Genomic DNA, 13,944 nt, shown 5'->3' with positions numbered 1-13,944 from the left:
CGCGTTCAGCGGCGCTCGGCGGTCAGGCGCTCGAGCAGGGGCACGATGTCCTTCGGCGCGGGCGCGGCGAGCATCTCGTCGTACAGACGGCGCGCGCCGAGGGAGAACGACGGGTCCTCCAGGAGCTGCACGAGTTGCTTGTGCAGTCCCGCGACGTCCAGGGCCTCGGGATCGGCGGCCAGACCCGCCCCCATGTCCTCGACGTACCGGGCCGTGACCATCTCGTCCCACATCGGCAGCGGCACCACGAGCTGGGGCACCTGGAAGGCGACGGCGGCGGAGAAGGTCCCGCCCCCGCCGTGGTGGATGATCGCCGAACTGGTCGGCAGGACCTGGTTGAGCGGCACGTACTCGACCGTGTGGACGTTGTCGGGCAGGGCGCCGACCGCGGCGAGCTGCTCGCCGTTGAGGGTGGCGACGACCTCGATGTCCAGGGCGGACACCGAGTCGAAGAACTCGCGCATGGGGAAGCCGCTGTACTTGCCGAAGATCTTGCGGCGGCTCACCCCCAGGGTGAGCACCACGCGCGGGCGTTCGGGCCGGTGGTGCAGCCACGCCGGGAGGGAGGCCGCGCCGTTGTAGGGGACCCGCCGCACCGGGACGTGCGTGAGGTCGAGCGGCAGCCGCATCCTGGACTGGGTCAGGTCGAGGGTCCACTGGCCGAGCAGCATCTCGTCGCTGAACTCCAGCCCGTACCGCTCCAGTATCGGGCCGTACCAGCTCAGCCAGGGGTGCTCGGTCAACTCCGCTTCCGGGTCGGCCAGTTCCCGCTTCGTCCGCTCGTGGATCACGGCGATGTTGTCCGTGCCCCAGACCAGGCGGGCGTGCGCGGCGCCGCTGACCCGCGCGGCGATGGGCGCGGGGAACATCAGCGGGTCCCACAGCACGAGATCGGGCTGCCAGGCGCGGGCGAAGTCGACCAGGTTGTCCAGCACGGGCCTGCGGCCGCCCGGCTCCTCGGGCTCGGGGTAGTGCATCCTGAACATGCCGGTGAAGACCGAGCGCGCCGTGCGCCAGCCCTGCGACTCCGCCGGTTCGAACGCGTCGAAAGAGAGCGTGGGGCGGTCCGGCTTGCCGTCCCCCGTGTTCTTGCTCAGGGCTTCCGGCAACTCCTCCGGCGTTCCCAGCGGTACGGCCGTGAGCCCCGCCGCGCTGATGTTCGAGATCACCCCCGGGTCCACGACGCCTGCATGGCTCGCCACGACGACCTCGTGCCCGGCGCTCTGCAGCGCCCAGGCCAGCGGCACGATGGGATAGAGGTGTGCCGTCGCCGGAAAGATGGTGAACAGGACACGCATCGTTGAAACTCCGTTCGTATTCGGGTGCACGGGGGTATGGCGGTGCGGGGACGGGCCCGGGGTGCGTGAGGACCTGCGCCGTCAGGGCGCGGCGTCGCCCCCGCGGGTGCGGGCGGTGCAGGCGACGAGCGCGCCCGTCGCCGACACGGCGGTGAGGAACGCCAGCGCGCCCCGATAACCGGCGCCGGAGAACGCGGCCGTGGCCGGCAGCGCGAGCACCGCGCCCAGCTGTACGGCTGTCTGGTAGACCGGCACCGCGCAACCCCGGTGCTCGGCTGGAATCCCGGACGTGGCCTGGAGGTTGAGGGCCGCGAAGCACAGCACGAAGCCGGCCTCGACGAGCAGCAGCGCGGGCAGCACTCCCGTGGCGTACGTCTCGGGCGTCCCGGTCAGCAGCGCGGTCACGCAGCCGAGCGCCGCGGCACAGCTTCCGGCCCTGATCAGCCGTTCGGTGCCGAAGCGCGCCACCATCCGGCCGGCGAAGGGCAGCGCGAGCGCCAGGGGCAGACAGGCCGGCAGGAACGCGAGCGCCGTGCGCCAGGGGCTCCACCCCCACTGGTCGTGCAGCCGGTGGACGAGCAGCATCAGCAGGCCCAGGTACGTACCGTTGAGGGTGGCCGCGCACACCGCCGAGCGCCGGAACGGACCGTTGCGCAACAGCCGCGCCAGGGTCGCCCCGAGCGGCGCGGCGGGCGCCGGTGCCGCGTCGCGGGGGATGAGCCGGGATCCGGCCGCCAGCAACAGCAGGGCGACCGGGGCCGGGAACACCGGGTTCCAGCGCCAGCTCAGTTCGGTGAGCGCCCCCGAGCACAGCAGTCCCGCGGTGAACCCGGCCGCCCCGAAGAGCGAGTACACCGACACAGCCCGGCGCTGCTCGGCTCCCGGGCGGAACGCGGTGCTGATGATCGCGAGCCCGGTGGGCGCGGTCAGCGCGGCGCACATGCCCTTCACCACCCTGGTGGCGACCAGCACGGCGCCATGGTCGGTGAGACCGCCGGCCACCGAGGCGGCGATGAACACCGGCAGCGCGGCCAGGTACACGTGCCGCCTGCCCCACCGGGCGACGAGGCGCGGACCGAGCAGCAGCAGCGCCGCGAAACCGGCGGCGAAGCCGCTCATCACCCACTGGCTGCCGAGCATCGAGAGACCGAGGTCCCGTCCCACCGCCGGCAGGGCGACCAGCACGACGGAGACCTCGAGGGCGTCGATGAGCATGTTGCCGGCGAGCACGAAGAGCAGGGCCCGCCGTCCGGCGCCGATCCGGGGGGCGGGGTGCGAGGAGAGCGTCTTCATCGGCTTGGCCGTCCGCTCGCTCAGCCGAGCAGCGTGCCGCCGCTGGCGTCCAAATAGGAGCCGGTGATCCAGCGGGAGTCGTCGCTCGCGAGGAAGGCCACCACGTCGGCGACGTCCCGTGTCTCGCCGACCCGTCCGAAGACCGAGTAGTTCGCCATGGCCGCCACCGCCTCCGGGTCGTCGAAGATCGGCGTGCCGTTGTCGGTGATACCCGGACCCACGCTGTTCACGGTGATACCGCGGGGGCCGAGGTGCTTGGCGAAGTGCAGGGTGAGCTGGTCGATGGCGCCCTTGGTCATCGCGTACGCCACCTCCTGCGGGTTGGCGACCCTGGTCAGCCCGGAGGAGATGTTGATGATCCGGCCGCCGTCGGGGAGGTTGTCCAGCGCGCGCTGCACGAGGAAGTACGGCGCCTTGGCGTTGACGGCGAAGAGCCGGTCGAACGCCTCGGGCGTGAGGTTCTCGGGGGCCACGCCGCCCATGACGCCGGCGTTGTTCACCAGGATGTCGAGGGTGCTGGCTCCGGTGCGCTCCTTCAGCTCCCGCTCCAGGACCAGGAACAGCTCGTGGACGTCGCCGGGCACCCCGAGTTCGGCCAGCACCGAGAAGCCCCGGCCGCCCTCCTTCTCGATGGCGGTGACGGTCTCGTCGGCGGCCTCGCGGTTGCTGGAGCAGTGCACCGCGACGAGCGCCCCCTCGCGGGCCAGCCGGATCGCCGTGGCCCGGCCGATGCCGCGGCTGGAGCCGGTGACGAGCGCGGTCTTTCCGGTCAGTTTGCCCATGGTGATCCTCCTGTGCGTGGTGTGCTGACGATTCGGTCCGGGAGCGCCGGGAACGGCTGGGCCGCCGGGCTCCGTCACGGCCGGGCCGCCGCCGTCGAGCCCGCTGATCATCGCGGCGAGATGGCGGCGGGCCGACGGGATCCCGAGCAGTTCCCGGAACACCGTCCGCACGCCGTCCACTTCGGGCCCGCCGAACAACAGCTGAGCCTGAGCCTCGATGTTGCCGAGCACGCGTGCGCCCACCGGGTGGCGGACGGCGTGGTAGGTGTCGAGCAGTTCCTCGCCGGCCCGGCCGGTGAGGTGTGCGGCGAGCTTTCCGCCGAGGTCCGCCGCGTCCTGCAGGCCGAGGTTGAGAGCCTGCCCGCCCACCGGCAGCTGGACATGGGCGGCGTCCCCGGCGAGGAACACCCGGCCGATGCGGTAACGGGCGGCCTGCCGCCGGGCGTTGTGGAACGCGTTGAGCCAGACCGGCTCGGCGCCGCTGACGTCCTCGCCGGTGACCCGGGCCCACACCGCGCAGACCTCTTCGAAGGCGGGGGTCTTCGACTCGCCGGGTACCCGGTCGAACGCGTGCACCATGATGCGGGTGACGCCGTCCGGTCCGCGGCGGGCGTTGGCCACCCCGCCCGCGTGCCGCTCGAAGCGCCGCTCCCGCAGGTCGATGCCCGCCAGGTCCGCGCGCAGCAGCTCCTTGGTGGGACCGGCACCGGGGAACGCGAAGCCGGCCAGCCGCCGTACGGCGCTCTCCTCGCCGTCGCAGCCTACGACGTACGCGGCGCTCAGCCGTAGCCGCTCACCCGCCGACGTGGTCGCGACGACGTGCACCCGGTCGGGCGCCTCGACCAGACCGGTCACCGTGTGGCCGCGTCGCACCTCGGCGCCGAGCCCGGTCGCCCAGTCCGCGAGAACGGCCTCGACACGGGTCTGCGGTGCCTTCCACTGACCGGCGTACGGGCTGTCGCCGGCCTCGGTCAGGTCGAGGGGGATGCCGCCGAAGTGGCCGGGCCCGGCGTCCGGCGGGGGCCCGAACCGTTCGACCAGGCCCCGCTCGTGCAGCAGTTCCATGGTGCGGGCGTGCAGGATCGACGCCCGCGACTCGGCGGTGGGCTCGGTCAGCCGCTCCAGCACGGTCACCCGTGCCCCGCCGGTGCGCAGCTCCCCGGCGAGCAGCAGACCGACCGGTCCGGCGCCGACGACGAGCACATCGGTGTCCAGCGCGGCCATGGTCAGCGCTTGTTCTCGGCGTAGTCCTTGGCATGGCCCAGGGTGGCGCGGCTGTTGGTGCTCAGCGCGCTGCGGACGTACCCCCGGGCGTCGGCGACGGTCGCGTCGGGGCCCAGGATCGCGGCGATGTTCGCCGTGTTGAGGACCACGGTGTGCTGCGAGGTCGCGGCGACGCCGCCGTCGTTCTCCGCGAACGTCCAGTAGCCGGTGTGCAGGGTCATCAGCGCGGGCAGGGTGACCTGCTTGTACGCGATCCTGTGGTGCGGGAAGACCACCCGGTACGACTTCGTGGTGTGCGTCGAGCCGTCCTTGGCGCGGGTGTCCATCTCCAGGGTCTGCAGCCCCGGGGTGTCCTCCGAGAAGCGGACGGAGGCCACGTGCGGCAGCCGCTCCACCCACAGCCCGGCCTCGTTGACGAAGTCGTAGGCGTCCTTGGCCGCGCCGGCGATCTGCACGGTGTCCTCGAAGGAGAACGTGATCTCCTCGGAGGCGTGGGCCAGTTCGACGTTGGTCTTCAGCGCGGCCAGTTCCGAGCGGGAGTTGCGGTCGACGGCCTCGTCGATCCACTTCAGGCCCTCCGGGTCGTCGTCGACGGCCCGGTAGTCGTGCAGCAGCCGCACCCGCGACGACGTCCCGGACAGCGGCTCGATGATCCACGTGCCGCCCATGGCGGCGACCGGCGGGGTGGAGACCTCCTGGCGGAACGTGATCCGCAGGCTCTCGGGGTCCAGGGTGCGGCGCGAGGTCCAGTTCTTCGCCTCGCCGTTGGCGGTGGCCCAGATCCGGATGCGCTCCTCGCCCGCGCCGCGCTCGACGTGGTCGACGTGGATGGTGGGCGGGAAGATCCGCGGCCAGTTCTCCACCTCGGCGATCAGCCGGTAGACGGCGGCGGCCGGGGCCTCGACGGTGATGGTGTGCTCGACCTGACGGGTCGTCATTATGTGCTCTCCTCCGTGTCTCAGAAGTTGCCCAGGCCGCCGCAGACGTTCAGCGCCTGGGAGGTGATGGAGGCGGCGGTGTCGGACGCCAGATAGCCGACCAGGCCCGCGACCTCCTCCGGCGTCGAGTAGCGGCCGAGCGGGATCTTCGCCTGGAACTTCTGGAGAATGGCGTCCTCGCTGGTGTCGTACGCGGCCGCGTAGCCCTGGCGCACGCGCTGCGCCATCGGCGTCTCGACATAGCCGGGGCAGACCGCGTTGACGGTGATGCCGGTGGGCGCCAGCTCGTTGCCGAGCGCCTTGGTGAGGCCGACGACACCGTGCTTGGAGGCCGAGTAGGGGACGCCGAGCACCACGCCCTGCTTGCCCGCGGTGGAGGCGATGTTGATGATGCGGCCGCGGTCCTTGTCGCGCATGCCGCCCGTGGTGAGCACCTCGCGCGTCATCAGGAAGACACTGTTGAGGTTGGTGTCGATGACGTCGTACCAGAGTTCGTCGGTGATGTCGGCGGTGATTCCGCCGCCGGACCGGCCCGCGTTGTTGACGAGTACGTCGATCGTGCCGAAGCGCTCGACCGCCTGCCGCACGAACCGTCCTATGTCGTCGGGGGAGCGGACGTCGCAGGGGGCGCCGTCCACCTCCAGCCCCTCGTCGAGGAGTTCCTTGACCGTGCGGGTCACGCTGTCCTCGGTGCGGGCGCACAGGAACACCCGATGGCCCTGCTCGGCCAGCAGCCTGGTCACCGCCAGGCCGATGCCGCTGGTCGCGCCGGTGACGAGGGCGACCTTCGGATTCTGCTGTTTCATGTCTGTCTCCTGCAGAAGGGTGGGAGGCGCAAAGCGCAGGGGGGCGAGGAGGAGAAAGCGCGCCGCCGGTTCCCGTCGGAGGCATCGACGGGAACCGGCGGGAACCGGCGGCGCGGTCCGGGGCTGGGCTCAGCCGATCTCGGCGGGCACCAGAAGGGCGTTGACGGACTCGATCAGCGCGCGCGGCGTCTTGGCGTCGGTCAGCGTGTCGTCGTCAAGGGTGACGCCGAACTCGCGCTCGATGCGGCCGCCGGTCTCCAGCATGGCCAGGGACTCGTAGCCCAGCGACTCGAAGTCGATGTCGGTGATGTCCCCGTCGAGGTCGACGCCTTCGTCCGCGCCGGCCCCCTCGCGCAGGATGCGCTTGAGGTCGGCGATGGTGAACTCGTGTGAAGGCATGGGTGAGTGTCCTTTCGTTGCTGGGGTGGGGAGTCGGTCACGCCGGTCCTCCGCGCGCCGGGTGACAGTCGCCGCTCGTCGGCGGGCCGGGCCCTATGCGGCGGAGCGCACCACGATCGCGGAGTTGAAACCGCCGTGGCCGCGGGCGATCACCAGGGCGGAGCGCACCGTGGCGGTCCGCTCCTGGTCGACGACCAGGTCGAGGCCGTGCTCGGGGGAGGGCGTGATGCCGATGGACGGCGGGATCACCCCGTCCCGCATGGCGAGGAACGCGGCGGCCAGGTCCAGGGGAGCCGCTCCCGAGTAGAGCCGCCCGGTCATCGTCTTGGGCGCCGTCACCGGCACCGCCCCGGCCCCGAACACCTCGGTGATCGCCGCGGCCTCGATCCGGTCCAGCTCGGGGATCGCGGCCGCGTCGGCGAACACCACGTCGATCTCGCCCGGCGTGGCCCCGGCATCGGCCAGCGCCAGTTCGATCGCCTTGCGCAGACCCGCGGGACGCTCGCTGCCCGGCCGGGGGTCGAGCGTGGAGCCGTACCCGGCGATCTCGCCGTAGATCTGCTTCGCGCCCCGGGCCCGGGCCTGCTCCAGCTCCTCCAGGACGAGCAGGGCGCCGCCCTCGCCGGCCACGTGGCCGTTCGCCGCGGCGTCGAAGGGCAGATAGGCCCGCGCCGGGTCGGTGCTGGTGCTCAGCCGGTTGCTCGCCATCTGGGCGACCCAGCCCCAGGGGCAGATCGAGGCGTCGACGGCCCCCGACATCACCAGCCGGGTGCCCTTGCGGATCTGCCGCCGCGCCTGGGCGACCGCGTCGAGCCCGCCCGCCTGGTCGCTGACGACCACGCCGCTCGGGCCTCGCATGCCGTTGCGGATGGAGATCTGGCCGCTGTTGACGGCGTAGAACCAGGCGAACGATTGATACGCGCTGACGTACCGACTCCCCTGACTCCACAAGGCCTGCAACTCCCGCTGGCCGAACTCGAAGCCACCCGACGAGCTGGCCGTGATCACGCCCATCTCGAACTCGGGCAGCTCCCCGGGCCGCACCGCGGCGTCCTCGAACGCCCAGTCCGCGGCCACGAGGGCGAGCTGGGTCATCCGGTCGGTCTGCGGCAGCAGCCGGCCCGGCAGATGCTCCTGCGCGGCGAATCCCTCGATCTCACCGGCCAGTTGGGTCGGATACCGGTCGGGGACGAACCGTGAGATGCGGCCGATGCCGCTGATCCCCTTGCGGGTCGCCGTCCAGTAGGCCTCAGCACCCAGGCCGTTGGGCGCGACCACGCCCAGCCCGGTGACGGCGACCCGGACGCCGGACCCGCTCATGCGGCCCTCCGATCGGGACGGGCGAGCACCATGGCGCTCTGGAATCCGCCGAAGCCGCTGCCCACGGACAGCACGGCGTCGGTCCTCCAGTCCCGCGCGGTGAGCGGCACGTAGTCGAGATCGCACTCGGGGTCGGGCGTGTGCAGGTTGGCGGTGGGCGGCACGACGTTGTTCTCCATCGCCAGCGCGCTCGCCGCGATCTCGATCGAGCCGATGGCGCCCAGCGAGTGCCCCACCATCGACTTGATGGAGCTGACCGGCACGGCGTACGCGTGCTCGCCGAGGCTGCGCTTGAACGCGGCGGTCTCGTGCCGGTCGTTCTGCTTGGTGCCCGAACCGTGCGCGTTGATGTAGTCGACCGCCTGCGGGGCGAGCCTCGCCTCGTCCAGGGCGACCCGGATCGCCTCGGCCATCTCGCGTCCGTCGGGGCGCAGCCCCGTCATGTGGAAGGCGTTGCTGCGCGTGGCGTACCCGGCTATCTCCGCGTACACATGGGCGCCGCGCCGCCGCGCGCTGTCCAGTTCCTCCAGGACGAAGACGGCCGAACCCTCGCCCAGGACGAACCCGTTGCGGGTCCCGTCGAACGGGCGGGAGGCGTGCTGTGGGTCGTCGTTGTGCGATGTGGTGGCCTTGATCGCGTCGAAGCAGGCCACGGTGATGGGCGAGATCGGGGCGTCCGCCGCGCCGGCCACCATGACGTCGGCCGATCCCTCGCGGATCAGTTCGGCGGCGTAGCCCACGGCGTCGAGGCCTGAGGTGCAGCCGGTGGAGACCACCGTGGTCGGGCCCTCCGCGCCCACCGCCCAGGCCACCTCCGCGGCGAAGGAACTGGGCACCATATAGCTGTAGAGGTGCGGGACCGCGTACTGGTGGTCGACGAGCTCGAGCCGTCCGCTGTCGCTGACGGTCCGGTACTCCTCGTCGAGCCCCGTTGTCGCGCCGACCGCGCTGCCGATGGTCACGCCGGTGCGGTGCGGGGCGAGGGCGTCGAACTCGAGTCCGCTGTCCGCCACCGCCTCCCGCGCGGTGACCACGGCGAACTGTGCGGCCCGGTCCATCCGCCGGATCTCCTGGGCGCCGAGGCCCAGCAGTTCGGCGTCGAAGTCGACCTCGGCGGCGACCTGCGAGCGGAACGGGGAGGGGTCGAAGAAACTGATGCGCCGGGTCGCGGTGTGCCCGTCGGACAGCAGGCTCCAGAAGCTCTTGGCGCCCACGCCGCCCGGCGCGGTGACGCCGATGCCGGTGATCACGACCCGCCTGCCGTACGGGCCGCTCACAGCGCGGTCCAGTGGTAGAAGCGCTGCGCCATGGCATCGGCGGGGGAGCGCCAGGTGGCGGGGTCGTAGGCGGTGATGAACGGCTTGAGGTCCTCGCTGATGCCGACGAACCGCGGGTCCGTCTTGGCTGCCTCGATCCGCTCGCCGCCGTCCTCGGAGTCGAAGTCCTGGAGGTGGAAGTAGAGGCCCCGGTAGGTGAAGAGCTGTCGGCGCCGGGTGCCCATCCGGTGTGCCATGTCCGTGCCGTCGAAATCGCCGAAGAGGCGGGCGACGTCATCAGCCGAATGGGGTTCCATCCGGGCCACGATCAATGTGCTGTGCATGAGTCTCTCCTTGTCAGACCTGCTGGATCCGGGACGGACCGAACCAGCGCTCCAGTGCCATGGGCAGATCGTGATGGCTGCCCGGCGCGGCCCAGGCCACGTGCCCGTCGGGACGGACCAGCACCGCCGACGTGCCCGAGAGCGGACTGCCGGCCAGGACGCCGTGGGGCTCTGCGGTCACGATGTCCACCCGGTCCGACCACCCGGCCGCGCGGTCGCGGAGGACGGCGTTGTCCTCCAGGTCGAGCAGCACACCCCGCCCCGCGCGCAGCAGTTCGGTGCTGCTGGTCTTGCGCCGGTCGCCGACCAGCTCCAGGTGCGGCATCCGCAGACCCAGCAGCGGGTGGCGGCCCGGGCCGACGTCGTAGCGGATCTCCAGGCCGCTCACCATGCCGGCGAGATGGCGGCTGACCTCCTCGTACCGGATCAGCTCCGCCAGCACGTCGCGCAGCGGCTGGACCTCGTCGCCGCTGAGGAAGAGCAGGCCTTGCGCCTTGGTGTTCATCATCAGCCGCTCGCCCACCGCGTGCCGTTCGCCGTGATAGGTGTCCAGCAGCTCCTCGGGCGCGGCGCCGCGGACCACGGCGGCCAGCTTCCAGCCGAGGTTCACGGCGTCCTGGATGCCGGTGTTCATGCCCTGGCCGCCGGCCGGCAGATGGATGTGCGCGGCGTCCCCGGCCAGCAGCACCCGGCCCCGCCGGTACTCGGTGGCGAGCCGCGTCGCGTCGCCGAACGCGCTGACCCACTCGTGCTCGGCGTGCGAGATGTCGATGCCGGTGATCCGCTGCCAGGCCGCGGCCACCTCCGCGTACGAGGGCGGCTCGGTGCGCCGGCGCGGCGGCGTGCCGCGTTCGCAGACGATGATGCGGGTGACGCCGCGGTCGCCGAGCGGGCCGCACATGACCATGCCGCCGGAGTACGTCTCGCCGATCAGCCGCGGGGCCAGGTCCACGCCCTTGATGTCCGCCAGGTACATCTCCATGGTCGCCGCGGTGCCCGGGAAGTCGAAGCCGGAGGCCTTGCGCGCGGTGCTGCGGCCGCCGTCGCACCCCACGAGGTAGGAAGCCGTCAGCCGGCTCTCCTCGCCCTCGGGGCCGCGCACCTCGGCCTCGACATGGTCGCCGTGGTCGCGCAGGGTGACCAGGCTGTGGCCGCGCCGGAGGTCGACGCCCAGCTCGCGCACCCAGCCTTCGAGCATTGTCTCGGTGTCCGACTGCGGCACGGTCTTGGCCGCCTGGTGGATGCTGTCGAGGACGCCGAAGTCCACCGGCAGACCGCCGAAGTGGCCGGCGTTGCTGGTGCCCATGTCGCCGAAGCGGTGCAGCAGTCCGCGCTGGTCGAAGACCTCCATCGTCCGTGTCGTGAAGCCTAGCCCGCGGGACTCGCCGGTGCGCTCCTGAAGCCGGTCCAGCACGATGACGTCGACTCCCGCAAGCCGTAGTTCCCCGGCGAGCATGAGTCCGGTGGGACCTGCGCCGGCGACGATGACGGAAGCGTCCATGGATGTGTCCTCCGGGGCGTCGGAATGGTCGATACGACGAAGCGGCGCACCGGAATGGGACATCGGTGCGCCGCTTGATGCTTTTCTGCAGTGACGTTCGTGTCGGATGAATCGACACAGTGCTGCGGAAGCTAATGAAGAGCTTCTTCGGAATCCCGACGGATGTCAATACCCGTATTCCAGTTCAACGACATGTTTGAGTCAAACCTTTGTTAAATCAAATTTCCGGGGGCAACGAAAAAAGCTCCACCAGGGCGGTTCACCCTGGTGGAGCCGTTGATCGCTGCGGCTGTCGCCGGCGCCGGCGCCGTCGCCTGCGTCTGTCAGGCGCGGGCGCCGAATGACGCGTGGACGTCCTGCTCGTGGTAGTAGGTGCGGCCGTTGACGGCGTGGCGGCGCCACTGGTCCTCGCTGGCGCGGCGGTAGACGCTGCCGGGCGCGACGCCCCACAGCACGGCGATGTCCCGGGCGGTCATCCAGCGCCCCGCCGGCTCCGTGCGCTCCGCGCCGAGCCGGCCGCCCCGCCGCATCCACTCCTGCCCGGACCAGCGGTGCGCGGGCTCTGCGTCGCAGCCCACCTCGACCGCGGGGTCGGAGCCGCCGGGCCGGACCGCCGCGGTCAGGACGCCCCCGCAGCCCGGCACGACGCAGTCGCCGACCTGGACCCGGCGCCGCGGAGCCGGGTCGATCACCCGGCGGGCCCGGCGCACACACCGTGCCACCTCGTCGGACAGCTCACCGGCGGCCCGGTGTACGAAGAGCCATGCGCAGTGCTGCAGCAGGAAGTCCGCGATCCCGGCCGGGGTGTCCTGCGGGGCGCCGATGCCCCGCTCCTCGATCACCAGCGCAGCCCAGGACCGCAGAATCCCGATGATCCCCGAACGGGCCTCGGCGGCCGCCGTGTTGAAGGGCAGACCGGGCACGGAGCCGCCGCCGGACGTGCGGTCGCGCGGCCGGTCGACGCCGGTGAGCAACTGTCCGCACTCGTCGTGCAGGCGCGGCAGCCGCCGCAGGTCGTGGGTGAGACGGAGCCGGCAGTTCGGGCAGAGCCGGCTGCCGGCGACGGCCAGTTCCGGGGCGCGGCCGGCGGTCTCGCTGCGCAGGCACGCGGCGCCCTCGCACTCCGTCGGTTCCGTGGTCGTCGTAAGGGCTGTATCCGTGGTGTCCGTGAATCCGTAAGTCATTTCCCCCACCGCTTCGAAGTGCGGCGAATCTATTTCTCGGATTCAGGAACCGGCAAGCGAAAGCCCGCTACATGTATTTTCTCTGTAGCGGGCCTTCGGTTTTCCGCACCGACCTGTCCTGGCGATGTCCTCAGATCGAGAGGCGCGCCGCGATGCCGTCGAGGACGGAGTCCAGACCGGCCTCGAACTGCCACTGCTGATCGTCCTTGCGCCGGGCCTCGCCGATGTAGCGCGCGTACATCGGGAAACGGCCGGTGGTCACGAGCCAGCCCATCTGTGAGGCCAGTCCGGCGCGGGCCTCCTCGCGGGTGGACCAGCCGCGGACGCGCAGCATCTGCGTCAGCCCGACCTCCGAGTCCACCGCGCCGTGGACATAGGCGGTGAGGGTGTTGTAGACCGCCATGGCGTTGTCCGCGTCGAGCCCGAGGCCGTCGAGCGCGGCCAGGACGGCCTCCGGCACGGCCAGCTGGTTCGGGGTCGGCGCGCACCACGTCGCCCGCGTCACCCACGAGTGCCGCAGCAGGACCTCCCTTATCCGCAGGGCGACGGACCGCATGGTCGCGCGCCAGCCCTCCTTGCCGTCGGGCAGCTCCAGCTCCGCGTACACGAAGTCGATCATCAGCTCGAGAAGCTCGTCCTTGCCGGTGACGTAGCGGTACGCGGCCATGGGGGCGACGCCGAGTTCGGTGGCCAGGCGGCGCATGGTGACCGCGTCGAGTCCCTCCGCGTCGGCGACGCCGACGGCGGCCCCGGCGATCCGCAGGGGGGTGAGGGTGGTGCGGGGGGCGGGCGTCGGCCGTTCGAGGCGTTCCCACACGGAGACGTGGTCCTTGTCCTCGCTCGCTGCTTGTCTCTCCTGGGCGGCCATCGCTTCGGTTCCTTCCGACGAACGGTGCTGTGTACATCGTATCAGGAGTGGACAACGTACACTTCAATGTGTACGTTGTACGAGAACGATACGGCGTACACACCACCGAGGAGTCTTCCATGGCCGACGTGACTGACGGCACCCTCCGGACCGCGGTGATCATCGGCAGCACCCGGGATGGGCGGTTCGGTCCGGTCGTCGCGGACTGGATCGCCGGACACATCGCCCAGCGCGAGGACATGGAGGTCGACCTGATCGACCTCGTCGAGACGCCTCTGCCCACCGTCTTCCCGGCGTTCGGGCAGGCCCCCACCGACGAGGTCGTGGCCCAACTGGGCGCGGTGTCGCCGCGGCTGGCCCGGGCCGACGCCTTCGTGATCGTCACGCCCGAGTACAACCACAGCTTCCCCGCGCCGCTGAAGAACGCCGTCGACTGGCACAACGAGCAGTGGCACGCCAAGCCGGTCGGCTTCGTCTCCTACGGCGGACTCGCGGGCGGCCTGCGCGCCGTCGAACAGCTCCGTGTCGTGCTCGCGGAGCTGCACGCGGTCACGATCCGCAACACCGTCAGCTTCCACAACTACGGCGAGGTCTTCGGCGCCGACGGCAGGCCGACCGACCCCGGGTGCGACGTTGCGGCCAAGGCCATGCTCGACCAGCTCACCTGGTGGGGGCAGGCCCTGCGCGAGGCCAGGCGCGTGCGCCCGTATGCCGTCTGACATCCCTCCACT

At 71.4% G+C, this 13,944-nt stretch carries 13 protein-coding genes; 1 reads left to right on the top strand and 12 read right to left on the bottom strand.

Annotated elements, in window-relative coordinates:
* Positions 1 to 5: 5 nt before the first annotated feature.
* The 12 genes from OG352_RS07775 to OG352_RS07720 all read right to left on the bottom strand — a co-directional run bounded on the left by OG352_RS07775 (position 6) and on the right by OG352_RS07720 (position 13,213).
* The gene (locus OG352_RS07775) at positions 6 to 1,298 is read right to left on the bottom strand and encodes an activator-dependent family glycosyltransferase (protein WP_329215646.1); all 1,293 of its coding nucleotides are present in this window, start codon (positions 1,296 to 1,298) and stop codon (positions 6 to 8) included.
* Positions 1,299 to 1,379: 81 nt separating this feature from the next.
* Positions 1,380 to 2,591 (bottom strand): MFS transporter, encoded by a 1,212-nt coding sequence (locus OG352_RS07770; RefSeq protein ID WP_329215645.1) that lies wholly within the window; start codon positions 2,589 to 2,591, stop codon positions 1,380 to 1,382.
* Between the two features lie 20 nt (positions 2,592 to 2,611).
* On the bottom strand, positions 2,612 to 4,597 hold the full coding sequence (locus OG352_RS07765) for an SDR family oxidoreductase (RefSeq protein WP_329215644.1): 1,986 nt from the start codon (positions 4,595 to 4,597) through the stop codon (positions 2,612 to 2,614).
* A 2-nt stretch (positions 4,598 to 4,599) separates the two neighbouring features.
* A complete protein-coding gene (locus tag OG352_RS07760) occupies positions 4,600 to 5,535 on the bottom strand; it encodes an aromatase/cyclase (protein WP_329215643.1) in 936 nt (311 codons plus the stop codon).
* A 20-nt stretch (positions 5,536 to 5,555) separates the two neighbouring features.
* The gene (gene fabG, locus OG352_RS07755; RefSeq protein ID WP_329215642.1) at positions 5,556 to 6,341 is read right to left on the bottom strand and encodes a 3-oxoacyl-ACP reductase FabG; all 786 of its coding nucleotides are present in this window, start codon (positions 6,339 to 6,341) and stop codon (positions 5,556 to 5,558) included.
* Positions 6,342 to 6,470: 129 nt separating this feature from the next.
* Positions 6,471 to 6,740: an acyl carrier protein gene (locus OG352_RS07750; protein WP_329215641.1), complete on the bottom strand. Its 270-nt coding sequence runs from the start codon at positions 6,738 to 6,740 to the stop codon at positions 6,471 to 6,473.
* Between the two features lie 93 nt (positions 6,741 to 6,833).
* Positions 6,834 to 8,060: a ketosynthase chain-length factor gene (locus tag OG352_RS07745; protein ID WP_329215640.1), complete on the bottom strand. Its 1,227-nt coding sequence runs from the start codon at positions 8,058 to 8,060 to the stop codon at positions 6,834 to 6,836.
* On the bottom strand, positions 8,057 to 9,337 hold the full coding sequence (locus tag OG352_RS07740; protein WP_329215639.1) for a beta-ketoacyl-[acyl-carrier-protein] synthase family protein: 1,281 nt from the start codon (positions 9,335 to 9,337) through the stop codon (positions 8,057 to 8,059). Before OG352_RS07740 ends, OG352_RS07745 begins: the two co-directional genes overlap by 4 nt.
* A complete protein-coding gene (locus tag OG352_RS07735) occupies positions 9,334 to 9,660 on the bottom strand; it encodes a TcmI family type II polyketide cyclase (protein ID WP_329215638.1) in 327 nt (108 codons plus the stop codon). The genes OG352_RS07740 and OG352_RS07735 overlap by 4 nt, the downstream gene beginning before the upstream one ends.
* Before the next feature lie 13 nt (positions 9,661 to 9,673).
* On the bottom strand, positions 9,674 to 11,161 hold the full coding sequence (locus tag OG352_RS07730; RefSeq protein WP_329215637.1) for an FAD-dependent monooxygenase: 1,488 nt from the start codon (positions 11,159 to 11,161) through the stop codon (positions 9,674 to 9,676).
* Between the two features lie 323 nt (positions 11,162 to 11,484).
* A complete protein-coding gene (locus OG352_RS07725) occupies positions 11,485 to 12,345 on the bottom strand; it encodes a hypothetical protein (protein WP_329215636.1) in 861 nt (286 codons plus the stop codon).
* Between the two features lie 130 nt (positions 12,346 to 12,475).
* Positions 12,476 to 13,213, bottom strand: a complete 738-nt coding sequence (locus OG352_RS07720; RefSeq protein WP_329215635.1) for a TetR/AcrR family transcriptional regulator — start codon at positions 13,211 to 13,213, stop codon at positions 12,476 to 12,478.
* Between the two features lie 119 nt (positions 13,214 to 13,332).
* Between OG352_RS07720 and OG352_RS07715 the strand changes: the two genes are divergently transcribed.
* The gene (locus OG352_RS07715; RefSeq protein WP_329215634.1) at positions 13,333 to 13,932 is read left to right on the top strand and encodes an NADPH-dependent FMN reductase; all 600 of its coding nucleotides are present in this window, start codon (positions 13,333 to 13,335) and stop codon (positions 13,930 to 13,932) included.
* The last annotated feature ends 12 nt before the right edge of the window (positions 13,933 to 13,944 follow it).

Origin of the sequence: Streptomyces sp. NBC_01485 (assembly GCF_036227125.1) — a bacterium.
Classification (GTDB): Bacteria; Actinomycetota; Actinomycetes; order Streptomycetales; family Streptomycetaceae; genus Streptomyces.
The sequence above is the reverse complement of the archived record's forward strand: the minus strand, read 5'-3'. Positions and strand labels throughout refer to the sequence as shown.

Excerpts from the sequence above, each read along its gene's own strand:
- OG352_RS07765 (WP_329215644.1), bottom strand. The coding sequence starts at position 4,597 with ATGGCCGCGCTGGACACCGATGTGCTCGTCGTCGGCGCCGGACCGGTC.
- OG352_RS07745 (WP_329215640.1), bottom strand. The coding sequence starts at position 8,060 with ATGAGCGGGTCCGGCGTCCGGGTCGCCGTCACCGGGCTGGGCGTGGTC.
- OG352_RS07715 (WP_329215634.1), top strand. The coding sequence starts at position 13,333 with ATGGCCGACGTGACTGACGGCACCCTCCGGACCGCGGTGATCATCGGC.
- OG352_RS07770 (WP_329215645.1), bottom strand. The coding sequence starts at position 2,591 with ATGAAGACGCTCTCCTCGCACCCCGCCCCCCGGATCGGCGCCGGACGG.
- OG352_RS07725 (WP_329215636.1), bottom strand. The coding sequence starts at position 12,345 with ATGACTTACGGATTCACGGACACCACGGATACAGCCCTTACGACGACC.
- OG352_RS07735 (WP_329215638.1), bottom strand. The coding sequence starts at position 9,660 with ATGCACAGCACATTGATCGTGGCCCGGATGGAACCCCATTCGGCTGAT.
- OG352_RS07720 (WP_329215635.1), bottom strand. The coding sequence starts at position 13,213 with ATGGCCGCCCAGGAGAGACAAGCAGCGAGCGAGGACAAGGACCACGTC.
- OG352_RS07730 (WP_329215637.1), bottom strand. The coding sequence starts at position 11,161 with ATGGACGCTTCCGTCATCGTCGCCGGCGCAGGTCCCACCGGACTCATG.
- fabG (WP_329215642.1), bottom strand. The coding sequence starts at position 6,341 with ATGAAACAGCAGAATCCGAAGGTCGCCCTCGTCACCGGCGCGACCAGC.
- OG352_RS07775 (WP_329215646.1), bottom strand. The coding sequence starts at position 1,298 with ATGCGTGTCCTGTTCACCATCTTTCCGGCGACGGCACACCTCTATCCC.
- OG352_RS07750 (WP_329215641.1), bottom strand. The coding sequence starts at position 6,740 with ATGCCTTCACACGAGTTCACCATCGCCGACCTCAAGCGCATCCTGCGC.
- OG352_RS07760 (WP_329215643.1), bottom strand. The coding sequence starts at position 5,535 with ATGACGACCCGTCAGGTCGAGCACACCATCACCGTCGAGGCCCCGGCC.